This is a genomic window from Microcoleus sp. LAD1_D5 (assembly GCF_036702115.1).
In the GTDB taxonomy this organism is placed as follows: domain Bacteria; phylum Cyanobacteriota; class Cyanobacteriia; order Cyanobacteriales; family Microcoleaceae; genus Microcoleus.
The window spans coordinates 64,558-79,973 of the sequence record NZ_JAUBSA010000008.1 but is presented as its reverse complement, the minus strand read 5'-3'; the positions used below and the strand labels follow the sequence as shown (position 1 = coordinate 79,973).

12 protein-coding genes and 1 pseudogene are annotated in these 15,416 nt (G+C 47.8%); 11 read left to right on the top strand and 2 right to left on the bottom strand.

Annotated elements, in window-relative coordinates:
• Positions 1 to 140 precede the first annotated feature (140 nt).
• The 6 genes from QUA70_RS06140 to argH all read left to right on the top strand — a co-directional run bounded on the left by QUA70_RS06140 (position 141) and on the right by argH (position 7,633).
• Positions 141 to 866 (top strand): DUF502 domain-containing protein, encoded by a 726-nt coding sequence (locus tag QUA70_RS06140; RefSeq protein ID WP_333327429.1) that lies wholly within the window; start codon positions 141 to 143, stop codon positions 864 to 866.
• A 272-nt stretch (positions 867 to 1,138) separates the two neighbouring features.
• Positions 1,139 to 1,771, top strand: coding sequence for a transcription antitermination factor NusB (nusB, locus tag QUA70_RS06135; protein WP_333327425.1), 633 nt, complete (start codon positions 1,139 to 1,141; stop codon positions 1,769 to 1,771).
• Between the two features lie 154 nt (positions 1,772 to 1,925).
• Entirely contained in the window at positions 1,926 to 3,683 is a 1,758-nt protein-coding gene (gene ftsY / locus QUA70_RS06130) for a signal recognition particle-docking protein FtsY (protein WP_333345597.1), read from the top strand.
• A gap of 562 nt (positions 3,684 to 4,245) precedes the next feature.
• Positions 4,246 to 5,733: a PP2C family protein-serine/threonine phosphatase gene (locus tag QUA70_RS06125; protein WP_333327419.1), complete on the top strand. Its 1,488-nt coding sequence runs from the start codon at positions 4,246 to 4,248 to the stop codon at positions 5,731 to 5,733.
• Positions 5,723 to 5,959, top strand: a complete 237-nt coding sequence (locus tag QUA70_RS06120; RefSeq protein ID WP_333327416.1) for a hypothetical protein — start codon at positions 5,723 to 5,725, stop codon at positions 5,957 to 5,959. The genes QUA70_RS06125 and QUA70_RS06120 overlap by 11 nt, the downstream gene beginning before the upstream one ends.
• Positions 5,960 to 6,247: 288 nt before the next feature.
• A complete protein-coding gene (gene argH / locus QUA70_RS06115) occupies positions 6,248 to 7,633 on the top strand; it encodes an argininosuccinate lyase (protein WP_333345595.1) in 1,386 nt (461 codons plus the stop codon).
• Positions 7,634 to 7,732: 99 nt separating this feature from the next.
• On the opposite strand, the gene QUA70_RS06110 is transcribed toward argH, so the two are convergent.
• A complete protein-coding gene (locus QUA70_RS06110; RefSeq protein WP_190738786.1) occupies positions 7,733 to 7,924 on the bottom strand; it encodes a hypothetical protein in 192 nt (63 codons plus the stop codon).
• Positions 7,925 to 8,389: 465 nt separating this feature from the next.
• Between QUA70_RS06110 and bcp the strand changes: the two genes are divergently transcribed.
• From bcp to QUA70_RS06095, 3 genes are all read left to right on the top strand, one after another.
• The gene (bcp, locus tag QUA70_RS06105; RefSeq protein WP_333327410.1) at positions 8,390 to 8,854 is read left to right on the top strand and encodes a thioredoxin-dependent thiol peroxidase; all 465 of its coding nucleotides are present in this window, start codon (positions 8,390 to 8,392) and stop codon (positions 8,852 to 8,854) included.
• A gap of 86 nt (positions 8,855 to 8,940) precedes the next feature.
• Positions 8,941 to 9,396, top strand: a complete 456-nt coding sequence (locus QUA70_RS06100) for an NUDIX hydrolase (RefSeq protein WP_333327407.1) — start codon at positions 8,941 to 8,943, stop codon at positions 9,394 to 9,396.
• A 158-nt stretch (positions 9,397 to 9,554) separates the two neighbouring features.
• Positions 9,555 to 10,361, top strand: coding sequence for an alpha/beta hydrolase (locus tag QUA70_RS06095; RefSeq protein WP_333345592.1), 807 nt, complete (start codon positions 9,555 to 9,557; stop codon positions 10,359 to 10,361).
• Positions 10,362 to 10,563: 202 nt separating this feature from the next.
• Here QUA70_RS06095 and QUA70_RS06090 read toward each other — a convergent pair whose 3' ends face one another.
• Positions 10,564 to 11,466, bottom strand: a complete 903-nt coding sequence (locus tag QUA70_RS06090) for a pantothenate kinase (RefSeq protein WP_333345590.1) — start codon at positions 11,464 to 11,466, stop codon at positions 10,564 to 10,566.
• A 315-nt stretch (positions 11,467 to 11,781) separates the two neighbouring features.
• Between QUA70_RS06090 and QUA70_RS06085 the strand changes: the two genes are divergently transcribed.
• Entirely contained in the window at positions 11,782 to 13,887 is a 2,106-nt protein-coding gene (locus QUA70_RS06085; RefSeq protein WP_333345588.1) for a GAF domain-containing protein, read from the top strand.
• Positions 13,888 to 14,508: 621 nt separating this feature from the next.
• A pseudogene (locus tag QUA70_RS06080) lies at positions 14,509 to 15,416 on the top strand (hypothetical protein); the annotation flags it as partial.

Below are 15,416 nucleotides of genomic sequence, written 5' to 3'. Positions count from 1 at the left end.
TCTTCCCCGTCAGAAAGGGTAGGGTTTAGCAGAATTGAAGACGATGGTCTATGGTGACTTCCAGTAAAGCCCGTGCAGTTGCTTTAGTCTCAGGTTTATTCAGGTTATTGGCAACCAGTTACGAGGAGATTTGACCCGCCGTGCTCCAACGCATCAAACAAGACTTAAAAAACGACCTGATCGCAGGTCTACTGGTAGTGATACCCTTAGCTACCACCATCTGGCTGACAATTACCGTCGCCAGTTGGGTCATCAATTTTCTCACCAAAATTCCCAAGCAGATCAACCCTTTTGACGGACTCCACCCGATTTTGGTGAATCTGCTAAATCTGTTAGTAGGGTTGGCTGTACCCCTGCTGAGCATTTTAGTCATCGGTTTAATGGCCCGCAACATTTTTGGCAAGTGGCTACTAGACTTTGGCGAACGGCTGTTGCAGGCAATTCCCCTAGCCGGTTCGGTTTACAAAACCCTCAAACAACTGCTGGGAACCATCCTCAACTCAAACGATAAATTTCGCCGCGTGGTGTTAGTGGAATATCCCCGGCGGGGAATCTGGACTTTAGCATTTGTGACCGGTACGATCGAGAGTAACGATATTCCGCCTCACCTGTCCGGCGAAACCCCCATCGGCATTTTCATCCCCACCACTCCCAACCCCACCACCGGATGGTACGCTATAGTGCCGGAAGCAGATTTAGTCAATTTGTCAATGTCGATCGAAGATGCCTTTAAAGTCATCATCTCCGGCGGCATCGTCAACCCCAACAACTCAGTTGCACTAACCCCGGAAAACACCAAGGGTAAAACACTCGAACCCTTAGTATCCGAATCAAGATACCAGGCTGTCCCCGTCGAAGAAGATTGAACCAAGACATCTTTAGTGGCCCGTAAGACCGTGTAAACTTTGCCCATAGCAGATAATATTTCGACAAAACCAGCCCAAACCGAGAAAGGCTATACTCAGAAACCCGGTTTCGAGCATAAATCTTGGGTTTGACAGCGAAGTATCTGTAAACTACCCGCCACTGGCAAGTCAGACGGCTGGTCTTGTACCGCTTTTAGTCGAGTTTTCTGCTCAAGTTCAAGTCCGCGCGCGATCGAAAAACTTCCTAAATTCTCAATTCCTATCTAAAAACTATGAAAAAAGCCCGCGAAACAGCACGCGAACTCGCACTCCTCGGCATCAGCCAACTGCCGGCGAATCCAGAACTCTTAGAAGCCAAGAAACTGCAAGATGTTCTCCTCGCCGCCATCCGTACCCTGACAGCAGAAGTTCAAGAATCCCTAGAAGCAGCAGCATCTGAAGTGCAGCGGAGTAGCGACAAACTGCTGGCGAGCGAAATCCGCGCTGCCGATATACAAAGTGCTAGAGCAATGGTGCGGGAAGCAGTCGAACTCACCCAAACCGCCATCAACCGTCTCGGTTCAGCAATGGAGTTTCCAGAACTGATCCAGCTAGCCAACCAGCAAGATGTCCGCACCTATGCTTTGCAAATCCTGACGAAAGTCAGCGCCAACCGCCCTCAAATTGACGAATTGCTCTCAGAAGCCCTCGTAGACTGGCAAATAGAACGGTTGGCCCGGATTGATCGAGATATCATGAGAATCGCGATCGCCGAAATGCTATATCTCGGCTTACCCGAACAAGTCAGCGTCAACGAAGCCGTCCAACTCGCAAAACGCTACAGCGGCGACGAAGGACATCGCTTCATCAACGGAGTCCTCCGCCGAGTAGTCGATAAAATCAACGCAGAAGTTGTTAGTCCGTAGCCCTTAGTCATCAGTCCTCCGGGTGCTTGGTGGACACCTTACCCGGAGGGTGCAGGCCGGGGCGCGAACCGTACCCAGAGTCATTAGCAATCCGCAATCCGCAATCCGCAATCCGCTCTAAACTAAGGACTAATAACTATATTCCCAATTTCCTATGGTATTTAATTGGTTTCGTCGCCAGTACAGCGAAAGCAAATCTTCTGAAACAGAGGCAACCCCCGAACAGCCGCAAGATGAGTCGGCAAAATCCGCACCGGTTGAGCCTCAAACAGATACAACAGAGCAAGGTTCTCCTGCTGTAGCCGAAGATTATCTCAATTGGGCAAAAGCTGCTTACAAAAATATTCAAAAACAGCAAAAACCCGAAACAGAAGTTTCCGAGACAGCAGCGCCCGATGTTCCAGCAGCCGAAGCAGAAATCGCGACAGTTGCAGAAGTTGCAGAACCGGCGACTATTGAAGCTACCGAGCCGATCGAACTTGAACCCGCATCCACAGCACCAACTGTTGCAGAAGTTCCAGAAGTTGCAGCACCAGCAACAGTTGAAGCAACCGAGGTTTCAGAACTCGATGCAGCCAACCCAGCAGAAATTCCAGAAACTCTGCAACCCACAGCCGGGGCGATCGACACTGCACCTATAGCTCAACAATTAGAAGTTACAGCAGAAAATATAGAAATTGCCGAACCTGCAACTGAGGTTGTAGAAACCGAATCACTGGCATCCGACGGCGAAGCAGCGGAAGCCCTGCCGTTTTGGGCCAGAGCTCAGGCCGATCGCATGGATCGCATCGAACGCCTCAAAGAAACCGCAATTGAAGAACCAGAAGTAATTGCAGCCGCCGCCGAGAGAGCGGCAATTATCGAAGAAATTCCCGGTTTCGCCTTTGACGAAGGCTTCCTGTGGTCCTCAGAAATCTTAGCCAGTCAAGGTCGCCGCCCAGACCAAGTATCCGTTGAAGAAATCACTTGGCTGCAAAAACTGCGGAAAGGCTTAGAAAGAACTCGTCGCAGCTTAATTAATCGACTAAAGGCGATCGTTGGTCAAGGGCCGCTCAATCAAGACGCGGTAGCCGAAATTGAGACTTTGCTCCTGCAAGCCGATGTCGGAGTCGCAGCCACCGACATCATTATCAGTCGCCTCCAAGAAAGACTCACACAAGAAGTGCTGCCGCCAGAACAGGCTCTGGCTTACCTGAAAACCATCCTGCGCGACATTCTAGACGCTCCCTGTGCCGAAACCGCCGCCGGCAATCCCGCCTACAGCCTGACATTTGCCCCGGAAAAAGAGACATTCAACATCTGGTTAATTGTAGGAGTCAACGGTGCGGGCAAAACTACGACGATCGGCAAACTAGCCCATATTGCCCAAAAATCCGGTTACAAAACCCTGATTGCTGCTGCCGACACTTTCCGCGCCGCCGCCGTCGAACAGGTGAAAGTTTGGGGTTCCCGCAGTGGGGTCGAAATTATTGCCAACCCAGGGAAAAATACCGATCCGGCTGCTGTCGTGTTTGATGCGATCGCCGCCGCTAGCGCCCGAGGCACAGAACTGCTGATCGTAGACACCGCAGGCCGCCTGCAAAACAAAAAAAATCTGATGGACGAATTAAGTAAAATCCGTCGCATTGTAGATAAAAAAGCCCCAGGCGCTACCGTAGAATCTCTACTGGTCTTGGATGCCACACTGGGTCAAAATGGTTTGCGACAGGCAGAAGTGTTCGCAGAATCGGCAAAATTAAGCGGAGTAGTATTGACAAAACTCGACGGTTCTGCTAAAGGTGGTGTTGCCCTAGCAGTAGTGCAGCAACTTGGTCTGCCAATCCGCTTTATTGGAGTCGGGGAAAGCATCGAAGACTTGCGCCCGTTTTCTAGTTACGAATTTGTGGAAGCCCTACTCGATTTTAGATTTTAGATTTTAGATTTTAGATGGATGAGGCGTCTGTAGCCGTCCCGATTTTTGGAGGCGGATACAGAGCTTTAAACTCTCAAATCCTTAACCTCAAACTACCATCGCAGGACTTGCGCCGCCACGGGTGGCGAGTGAAAACTAAATACCTACAAACAATACCTTCGCTCTTTTCTTTCTGGGTTCGGTTCAAAGCGCCAGTAGTGTGTCAAATTAAGCTCAAATTTAGTATCAGTCTGCTGTCTGATTGCACAGTCTTCCCGATCCCCGTGGCCCTCCCCTTAAGAAGGGCGACAGCAAATGGTTAAAGTCCCCGTTCTTAAGGGAAGCCGCTGCGCTCTTGGGCCCCCCCAAGTAAAGCAAGCGGCGTGGATTTGGGGGGTATCTAGACTCAGCTATAAACGAGATTTCTGAAGAATTTTAGACTTAAGTTGATACTAATGTCCTAGTGCCCAACTTACTCGATCAAACCAAACTACTTGCTCGAAAAAAAAACGGGTTTCTGTTCAAGTGGCCCGTAAGTCCTCAATCATTAACTCCGTCTAAGATCGAAAATCACAAATTTAAAATGACTGCTGTGCCTTTGCCTCGCCCCTCACCTCAACCTGCTGACCGCCCTTCGGGTCGCAATTCCACCGACGCGACGCCAGTATTTGCCCTCAAAGAACTGGTGGCGCGTTTGCACCGATATCAGCACAACGTTCAAGATATGTTGGGTTCGCTGGGATTTGCCCTGCGAAGTTTTAACAATCTCAACCAATTTTTGGAGTTGGTTCCTTTGGTGGCGACTCGCGTTACGGACGCCGACGGGGGAGCTTTAGTGCTGTTCAAACCCAACGGTCAAGTCAGGTTCCAGCAGTTGCATTGTCAGGAAGGACGGCAGTGCCAAGATATGCGAAAAGCGCTGGAAATAGCCACCAGGCAAGCTACAGCAGGTGCGGGCGCTACTGCTGGATCGTTTTCGGAAACCTCTGGGCAAACTTCTAGTCTAGACTTGCAAGTCGGTCGTTATTTGGGCCCGGATGTTCATTTGTTTGGGGCGCCAATTTTAGTCAACAATTTGGAACGCGGGCGGCTTTATGTTTTTAGCAGTGATCCGCAATATCTCTGGACTCCCAGCAGACAGAAATTAGTTCGGTTGGTGGCGGATCAAACCGCTGTGGCTATTTGCAAAGACGAACTTACTGTTAAGTTGGCGGAAAAAGACCGCTTAGACAGAGAGTTAGAAATCGGGGCGGAAATTCAATTGCGGCTGCAACCCCGCAGTTGTCCGAAAATTCCCGGCCTTGACGTGGCCGCCCGCTGCCAAACTGCTAGCAGAGTCGGCGGAGATTATTATGATTTTATTCCCGCTGACTATGACCCGATTGGCAAGGAGAATGAGGGGGAAAACCCCCCCTCCCTAATGAAAAATCTCAAGTCCAAAATCGACAAGGGCCGCTGGAGCATTGTGATCGGCGACGTGATGGGCAAGGGAGTACCGGCTGGCCTGTTGATGACGATGACACGGGGTATGCTGCGGGCGGAGGTGTTGAACCGCCACTCGCCGTCGAGAATTTTGCAACATTTAAACAGGGTTATGCACGCGGATTTGGAAAATTCCCACCGTTTTGTGACTCTGTTTTATTCGGAGTATGACCCGAAAACTCGCGTTTTGTCTTACAGCAATGCAGCTCACCACCCGCCTTTGCTGTGGCAAGCTGCAACTAATTCGATTGTTCAGCTCGATACTTTGGAGGGAATGTTAATTGGCCTGGATGCTGATTCGCATTACCAAGAAGCCCAAGTGCAATTGCAGCCAGGAGATACTATTATTTATTACACAGACGGATTTACCGATGCTTCTAATCAAAGGGGCGATCGGTTTGATGAGGATAACTTGACCTCGGCTTTTCAGTGGGCCTGTCAAAATTATCAGCAGTCTGAAGAAATTTTGGATTATTTGTTCGATCGCGTACACCAGTTTATCGGCATCGGCAATCGTAACGAAGATGACATGACACTGGTTGTACTTAGGGTAACACCTTTAGCAGGAGAAAATCACCATGATAGTTAATTTAATGCCGGAAATTACTGCTGGATTAACCAGTTCGATTACTTGGAACGATGTCGCTCACGTGGTAGTTTTGAAATCTCATTTGAGTACGGTGCTTTTGGGTCAAAGTTACGACATTTTTACTAATTTCCAGAAAGCTTGGAACAATTTTGTTTCGACTGGTCAAATAGGAGCTTTTTTTATAGGTATTTTTGTTGGCTGGTTCTTTAAAGGGATTTTTCGTTAGAGTTCTTGTCGAAAAAGCTATCGGTAACGGATTTAAAAGGTTTGTAGCCCAAACTTCACTTCTTTCTGATGCAGCAAAAGTTTCACAATTTTGTAGTCCAGACTTCAGTTTTTTGTGGTCAAAAGATGTATAAAAAGTTTGTAGTCAGGAGTTGAGTTTTTTCTTGCCGAATTGGGAATGGAGGATTAAAGTCCTGACTACAAACCGGAGGAAGGACTAAAGTCTTTGCTACAAATCGGTTTTTATAGACTTCTGCAACAGAGATATAATCTAGTTTTAGCTTGAGCAATGACAACACAACAAAAAACTTGGAGTCAAAGATTTGAATCGGCGCTGCACCCGGCGATCGCCCGATTCAATGCTAGTATTGGCTTCGATATTGAATTGATTGAGTATGACTTGACGGGTTCTGTCGCTCACGCTAAAATGCTGGCCAAAACGGGGATTATTTCCGCAGCAGAAGGCGAACAGTTAGTCAATGGTTTGGAACAGATCCGCCGCGAATACCGCCAAGGACTTTTTGTTCCGGGAGTTGATGCAGAAGACGTTCACTTCGCAGTAGAGAAGCGGCTGACGGAGATTGTGGGTGATGCTGGGAAAAAGTTGCACACGGCCCGATCGCGCAACGATCAAGCCGGCACTGATACTCGCTTGTATTTGCGCGATCGCATAGCAGAAATTCGCGAGCAATTGCGGGAATTTCAAGGGGTTTTGCTCGATCTTGCCGATCGTAACGTGGAAACTTTAATCCCCGGTTACACGCACTTGCAGCGCGCTCAGCCGATTAGTTTGGCTCATTACCTGTTAGCTTATTTTGAAATGACTGATCGCGATTGGGAACGTCTCGGCGATATCTCCAAGCGGGTGAATGTTTCGCCTTTGGGTTGTGGCGCGCTGGCGGGGACGACTTTCCCAATTGACCGACATTATACGGCCGAACTATTGCAGTTTGACAATGTTTATGCTAATAGCTTAGATGGAGTGAGTGATCGAGATTTTGCGATCGAATTTCTCGCCGCCGCGAGCTTGATTATGGTACACCTGAGCCGCTTGTCAGAAGAAATGATTTTGTGGTCTTCTCACGAATTTGGATTTATTACGCTCAAAGATAGCTGCGCTACGGGATCTAGCATCATGCCCCAGAAAAAAAATCCCGACGTGCCGGAGTTGGTGCGGGGCAAAGCGGGGCGGGTGTTCGGTAACTTGCAAGCCTTGTTGGTAGTAGTGAAGGGACTTCCTTTGGCCTACAACAAAGATTTGCAAGAAGATAAAGAGGCTTTGTTTGATACCGTCAGAACGGTACAGGGTTGCTTGGAAGCAATGACAATTTTGTTGCGCGAAGGAATCGAGTTTAATGGCGATCGCCTCGCCGTGGCAGTTACGGAAGACTTTTCTAACGCTACAGACGTAGCAGACTACTTGGCCACCAAAGGCGTTCCCTTCCGGGAAGCTTACAATCTTGTCGGCAAAGTTGTCAAAACTTGCCTTTCGAGGGGCAAACTCCTCAAAGATTTGACACTTGAGGAGTGGAAAGACTTGCACCCAGCCTTTGAGACAGACATTTACAGCGCGATCGCACCTCAGCAAGTGGTGGCGGCTCGCAATAGTTACGGGGGTACCGGGTTTGAACAAGTGAGAAAATCACTTATCGCTGCGCGCGATCGACTCGCCTAAACATCGTTGAATTATTGGACAAATTCCGGCTGGCTATCTCTACGAAAGAACGATCGTGTTTTCCACTCTGGTTCTAACTTCGGCAGATAGCCTCAGCACTTAATCTTCAGCAGCAGCCATATCTTTGTCTCTGCCGCCGCCACTCATGGCGCCCATGCCACCGCCGTTGCCGCCGTCAAATCGTCTTCTCTTGTTGGAGAACATATCTTGATTTCTCCGCTTGCGAAACTTGCGAGCGTATGCTTGATTTCGTTGTGCCTTCTCTTTCTTGAGATTGCGGCGCTTAGCCATTCTGACCTCACTAATAAACATTGACAGTCCCCGGGCTTTCACGCCCGCGGATTCTTAAGTTTGACACTCTGTGCACTCTTGGTGACTAAGATTCTTGGTTCACCGAAGCCACTTACTGGAGACAGGATTGCTCCCGCCCAAGTATAGGTGTCCTCTCCCCAAGCGTAAATTCCGGTATGCCATACCGTACTCGATCACTTCTCTTTATGTAGTTAGGTTTTCTTCAAATTTAGCTTTCCTAAACCGCAACACCGTTAGGTGTGACTACGTACTCAACTAATCCAGTTAAGTTTTTACGTTGTCTAGTTATACTCAATTTTAGACCGATGACGATCATAGCACACACGGTACAAGACCCAGAAAAAAGAACACCGGGATTCAAGTCGCTGGCAATGCGGGCCCGATGGGACGCAATGTTTTCGCTCTTGTCGAATATTTCTATAAACTATTGACAAAATACGACAAATGACGATTTATCCCGGTGACGTAGCTCCTGTCTTCAGCCTGCCCGACGCGCAAGGCAATGTCGTCAGCCTTGCAGATTTTCGAGGGCGGCGAGTTGTACTTTACTTTTATCCTCGGGACAATACCCCAGGCTGTACCAAAGAAGCTTGCGGCTTTCGCGATATTCACTCAGACTACGAGTCGCGCAATATTTCAGTCCTGGGCGTCAGCACAGACGGGGCCCGGTCCCACGCCAAGTTTGCAGCTAAATATCAACTGCCTTTTCCCTTGCTGTGCGACTCAAACGCCGAAGTTGCTACCGCCTACGGCTGTTACGGACTCAAAAAATTTATGGGAAAAGAATTTATGGGAATTACTCGATCGACCTTCGCGATCGACCCTGATGGTAGGATTGAAAAGGTTTATCGGAAAGTCAAACCAGAAACTCACGCGGCGGAAATCCTAGCAGACTTGCCAGACCTCTAGCGTGAATCAAAAATTAAAAATTAAGACTCCGGAGCTGCAAGCTAGGAGGCCTGAAATTACTATATCCTAAACAAGCTTTTGAGTTTATGCGTCGATTGTGGCAAATTGTACAAACTGTGCTGGGACTGATTTTTCGACATCCCGTGACTGGTACTGCGGTGATTCCTGTATTGCCTGACGGGCGAATTGTGTTAATTCGCCGCCGCGACAACGGTCGCTGGGCACTGCCTGGAGGTATGGTGGATTGGGGAGAGGATATTCCGACAACTGTGCGGCGGGAATTAGCAGAGGAAACAGGACTCGATTTAGTCAAAATCCGCCGCTTGGTGGGTGTTTATTCGGCTGCTGATCGAGACCCTCGCCTACACTCGATTTGTATCGTGGTCGCTGCAGAGGTGCAGGGCAATATGCAAGTTCAGGATACGCTTGAAGTCAGCGAGGTTCAGGCTTTTTTGCCCGAATCACTGCCGGAGGGCGCCCTCAGCCACGATAACGACCAACACTTACAGGACTATTTTCAAGGCCTGACAACTTTGGCGTAAATCGGCGGGGCATCCAAATGTGAGAAAAGTCGGAAATTACCTCGCCGTCAAAAATTGTCTGTGATGACTGTGAAATTAATTTTTAATGTTTTCCTACTTTAATTCACAATCTCTGAAGATTAAATTAATCATCTTTTTATTACTAAATATTTAACCGGATGTACTCACCGCTACGCAATTCTCGGGTAAAACTCTCTGTAGGGCAAATCTTCTGGCACGAAGTCGGTCAAGGCCCGAATTTAGTATTTTTGCACGGTTCTTGGCAGGACAGCAGTCAGTGGCTGAGGACGATCGAACATTTGAGCCCCTACTACCACTGCTTCGCACCGGATTTGCTGGGGTTTGGCGACTCGGAACGCCGGAATCTTCATTATTCGATCGACCTGGAAGTAGAATGTCTCGCCCAATACCTCGATACTTTGAAGTTGCGAGAGGTTTATTTAATCGCTCACTCTCTGGGGGGTTGGGTGGCCACCAGCTATGCTATCAAATATCCCGATCGAGTTCAAGGTTTGGTTTTGTTGGCCCCAGAAGGCGTCAAGGTTGGCAACCGGCGGGGGCGGTGGCAGACGGCTAGCTGGCTAATTGGCCAACCACCCCTCGCTTTTTGGTTGTTGCGATCGATCTATCCAATTGCTAAGTTGCTGGGTAGTCAAAACAAGATTGACGGACTGCTAAATTTCAGACAGCAGTTGATTCACTCCCCAGTTGCGGTGCAGTTGCTGTTCCGGCGGCGGCGGGCTGAAATTACAGCGGAGTTAGTTGATGAGAATTTGCCTTTGCTGAAAGCGCCTGTTTTGCTGTTGCACGGTTCTGAAGATACCCCTGCAGTTTCGTCTCTGTGTCAATCATATGCTGCTCTAGCTCCTAATGCCGAACTGCAATTGGTTAGTCCAGGGGAAAGCAATTTGCCACAGGAAGTCCCGGATGTTGTTGCTAAGTATATTCGCGAGTTTGCTAAGTGAATTGGTAATTGGTAAGGAAGAAGAAAGAGGGCAGAAGGAAGAATAATTGGGAGCATCTCACTTTTGCAGCCCAGCTAGAAATTGGAGTTTTGAGACCGAAGGAAAGACGAAGAAGGAAGGAGCTAGAAGAAGTGTTTTTACAAATATGAGATGCTCCTGAATAATTCCCCATTACCAATCCCCATAACTCATAACTCATAACTCATAACTCATAACTCATTCCCCAAAAAATAGCCTCTGGTGCGTCAATTAAGTCGGCTGCTGTATCAGGAAAGGCGGCGGTGAGGTATTTTAAAAGCATAGCGCGATCGCCCCCCGTGACAGCAATTTTGCTATCAGGAAACAAACACCGCCAATCTTCAATAAAATCCCTAACTCCTGCCACCGTCGCATACACAACTCCGCTTTGAATTGCCCCAGCAGTGTCTTGCGCCCAGCGGTGCGGCAAATTTTGTGGTAAACTGATTAAAGGCAATGCAGCAGTTTTTTTACCTAGCGACGATAACTGCAAACCCAAACCTGGTAAGATGGCGCCCCCAACTAAATACCTATTGACATCAGCCCCAGTAAATGTTAAAGCTGTACCAGCATCTATAAGTAAAACTGGCCAACCCAATTGGTTGCCAGCGCCCAGTACAGCCAAAGCTCTGTCAATTCCCAGGGTAGGATAGAGTCCCCCGATCGGCAACTGGTCTAAAGTAATAATTCGGACATCAGGATAACTCTGCCAAATTGCTGTTTGCTGGGTAACTACTGAGGCCAAAATTAGAGGCAGTGGCACTAAAGAAAGTGTGTGAGGATTAGAAAAAGCGGGAGTAGCAGGAAGACAAAGGAGATTTTGAGAAGATACTTCCTCGATCGACCTCATTACTGTTTGCACCAAATATTCGGCCTTTTCCTGCTCGGAGAGCGGGGAAACAGTATCAGCATTGAGATGCTGTGTATCCCATGTTTTCTCCAGGGTTTTGCCCACAAATAATCCCCAGTGCAGCCGGGAATTGCCGATCGCCAAAGCTATTTTAATCTGGCCTTTACCTTTCCATCCCGAAGTCATGTTGTCGCTGGTTGCTGGCGAACGAAAATTGTTGGTAATTGAGTTTTCCATGTTGATCGAGCGCGCGCAAACATTGAACTAAAGATAGATTTTAGATTCATTTTGTTCGCTTAACTGGGCGGTTAACTCTATTTGACATCTGACCAAGTTCCATGGGGCGCGCCAATTAGTATTCTCCCCTGCCGAGCGCATACTTGATAAATATAAATATTTGTAAAGCAAATAATTGCTTTGCTCAGGCGGCATCCTTTATAATGTCTTAAGATATTCCAAAAGTCCTGGTAGCTGCGATGGGGCTGTTGGCGGGGTAAGCATAGGTTTAAAAAACCAGACTCAATCAAAATACTGTACAACTCCTGAGTAAATATGTCTTTAAAAATACAAGAACACGAAAACCCCTGGCAAAGAGTAACTTCGCGGTTGCCTGAATCTGAAAACTGGAGGCAGGAAGAAAGTCTTTCGCTGCCGGAAGTAGACCAACAAAAAGCCCTAATCGTGCAGATGCAGCAGCAAGTTCAGTTATCAAACTTGCTGAACCAAATTAATAACGAAATTCGCAGTACACTTGACATAGAAGAAATTTTGACATCGGCCTGCAGATTGCTGGGGCAAGCATTACAGTGCAGCCGCGTGAGCATTTTAGTCAAAGAATCAAATACAGAAAAAACTTTAGTTACGCGCGGAGAGTACAACGCGGGGGACTATCCGATCCAACTGGGAATGAAAGTACCGATGACTGACAACCCGCATTTGGCTGCAGTCGTGTCTCAACAAGATTCCCTAGCAGTGACGAAGTTTCTCGATTTTCCGGGATTGAACCCACAAACCCGAAAAATTGCCGAAGCTTTGGAGATTAAGTCAATGCTGGCAGTAGCTACTCGCTATCAAGGTGAAGTGAATGGCATAATTGGCTTGCATCAGTGCGATCGCGAACGGGAATGGACTGATTGGGAAAGACAGCTTTTAGAAGGGGTAGGATCGCAATTGGCGATCGCAATCAATCAAGCCAAACTCTATAGCAAAACCAGGCGCCAAGCCGAACGAGAATCGCTGCTGCGGCTGATCGGCAACCAAATTCGCAGTACCCTCGATCTGGAAACTATCCTACAAACAGCGGTGAGGGAAGTCCGCCAAATGTTGCAGTGCGATCGAGTAATCATTTATCAGTTTCAAGACAACTGGCAAGGAAAAGTTGTTGTTGAAGATATGGTGATCCCTTGGCCTTCAATTTTAGGAGATATGGGGGCGGATAAGTGTTTCCGGGGAGATTACGCCGATCTTTACCAGCAAGGGCGAGTCAAAGCCATTAATGATATTTTTAATGCTGGTTTAGAGCCTTGTCACGTTGATTTCTTAGACCGTTTGCAGGTAAAAGCTAATCTGATCGTGCCGATTGTTACATCGAGAACTGAAGAAAGTTCCCCCGAAACAGCGGCAAGCTATAATCCTAAATTTCCCGGTAGGCTGTGGGGTTTGCTGATTGCTCACGAGTGCCGGGATACCCGCAATTGGCAGTGGCAAGAAATGGAGTTGCTCTCCCAGATAGCCAACCAAATGGCGATCGCCATTCAGCAAGCAGAACTTTACAGCCAAGTCCAAGATGCTGCGGTAAAATCTCAAGCTCAAACCCAGCAGTTGCAGGCTGCGTTAGAAGAATTGCGATCCGCGCAACAGCAATTGATTCAAAGCGAAAAAATGTCAGGTTTGGGGCAAATGGTAGCGGGAATTGCTCACGAAATTAACAACGCCAACAATTTCATCCACGCTAACTTGTTTCACGCTCAAGAATATTTTAAAGCCTTGAACGAAGCTCTAGAACTGGTCGGGAATGCCTGCCCCGAAGCAGCGGAGGCAATTGTCAGAATCAATGAAGAACTAGAACTCGATTACATTCGAGAAGACTTTGGTAAACTGCTCAATTCAATGCGGGAAGGAAGCGGGAGGATTCGCTCGATCGTGATGACGCTGCGAAATTTTTCTCGTTTAGACCACGCTGAATTAAAACCAGTAGATTTGAATGAAGGTTTAGAAAGCAGTTTCTTGATGCTGCAAAATAAGCTAAAAACCCATATCAAAATAGACAAGCAATACGGCAGTTTGCCGCCAGTAAAATGTCATGCCAGTCAAATCAACCAAGTATTTTATAATTTGATTGACAATGCTTTAGATGCGCTCCAGTCAACGAGCAAACCGGGGGAATTAACCATCCGCAGTTGGCAAAGCGAGCCGGACTGGGTAACAATCTCTGTCCGCGACACCGGAACTGGAATTCCTGCAGAAATTCAAGACAAGATTTTTGACCCATTTTTTACTACTAAACCTGTGGGAAAAGGCACTGGTTTGGGACTTTCAGTGTGCTATCAGGTAATTGTTCAAGCTCACGGTGGCAAGCTGAGCTGCGTCAGTCAGGTGGGCGAAGGAACTGAGTTTATTGTAGAGTTGCCGCTGACAAATCAGAGGGTAAGTGCATAATTCCTGCTTTAGTCAGATTAACCCTGTTTTGTCACTCGGGCAGTAGTATAGAACCCATTTGACATCTTGTAGTGATCGTCAATCACATTACGGATCACCAATAAACTTGGTTTTTTACCGATCGCTTTTTTAATGGCATCAGATTTAACTTACGCCCGAACCTCAATTTTTAGAAATTCCCAACAGGGTGATGCTTAGACATCTAAAGTTCTGAGTATTTTTACTCATAAGTGTCTCTCCTGATTCACTTTTGCCCGCTGAATCACTGAAAGCTGCCTCTTGGGGGGCCCGGAATGTGGGATTTAAGCTCTCCTCTACAGATGTGGAAAACCCGCTTTTTATAGGGCTGAAAAAAAGATCGCACTTTTTCCGGATAAAACTTATTGATGATGAAAGTTAAACATCTCTATGTAAATAGGTCTAAGTAGGTGTAATTATTTACACTCAACATTCGATCGGGGGCAATAATGCTTTCAGATGCTTATGGGGCAAGCATTTTTACTTGATTTACTTGCAGGTATGAGGAAATTTTTCTTGCAGTGACCGATCGCTACAAGAAAGCCCAACCTCTCGTTTTCAGTCACTTCTAATCCTTAATTACTCATCATTAACACATAAGCTATGGCTACTTCAATCACTGGTTCTTTGGGTCAAGACACTAATTACAGCAGCATTAGTGACCTGATCGCACAATGGCCTACTGCCGCCCAGAATCAAGGCATCCAACTGTCTGGGATAGCTTTTGATGGCTTTGAAATGAACTACACTAACCCTACTCCCATCAGCAACCTCACGTTAGCAACGAACGAAACCCCTAAAAGCGGGTTGAGCTACGGCGGTACCGGTGGTATTGGTGTCCTAGGCTCTTATAGTGGTTGGTTTACCGATGTCAATAAATTGCGGGCGGAAATCAACTATGACCCCAACACCAATCTATCTCAAGCGCTGAAGGTGAAATGGGCAGATAACAAAGACATCACTAGCGCCACGATCGGCCTCAGTGGATTACTTCCCAAATCAAGTTCTACAGTGAACGATCAAGGCAATGAAGTTGGTTTGCTGAAACTCTTTAATAATGGGACGGAGGTATCGGCCAGCAATTTTACGATCGCTCGCCTCACCCCTCCTACCCCTGAAAAACCGATCGGTGTGTCTTCAGATGGAGTGACTTTCATTGGCGATAGTGCCGATGGCAATTTCACATTCCAGATACAAGCAAATTCCACTAGCGTTGCTTTTGACGAACTGCGGTTCTCCGCCAAAGCCTACGATAGCCCCACCCCTGCCTACGCCACTAGCACCTCCCCCAAAAGCGATAGTTCCGACTACCTAGTGCGGAGTATTCAATATCAAGGCATTGATGTGACGCCGACTCCGACGCCGACACCAACGCCGACGCCGACGCCAACTCCGGCGCCGACGCCGACATCTCCAAGTATCTTCCAGTTCGCTCAACCAAATTACACGGTGGCTGAAGGCGGCGTGGCGACGATTAACGTTACTCGCACCGGTGGCACCGAGGCTGGATC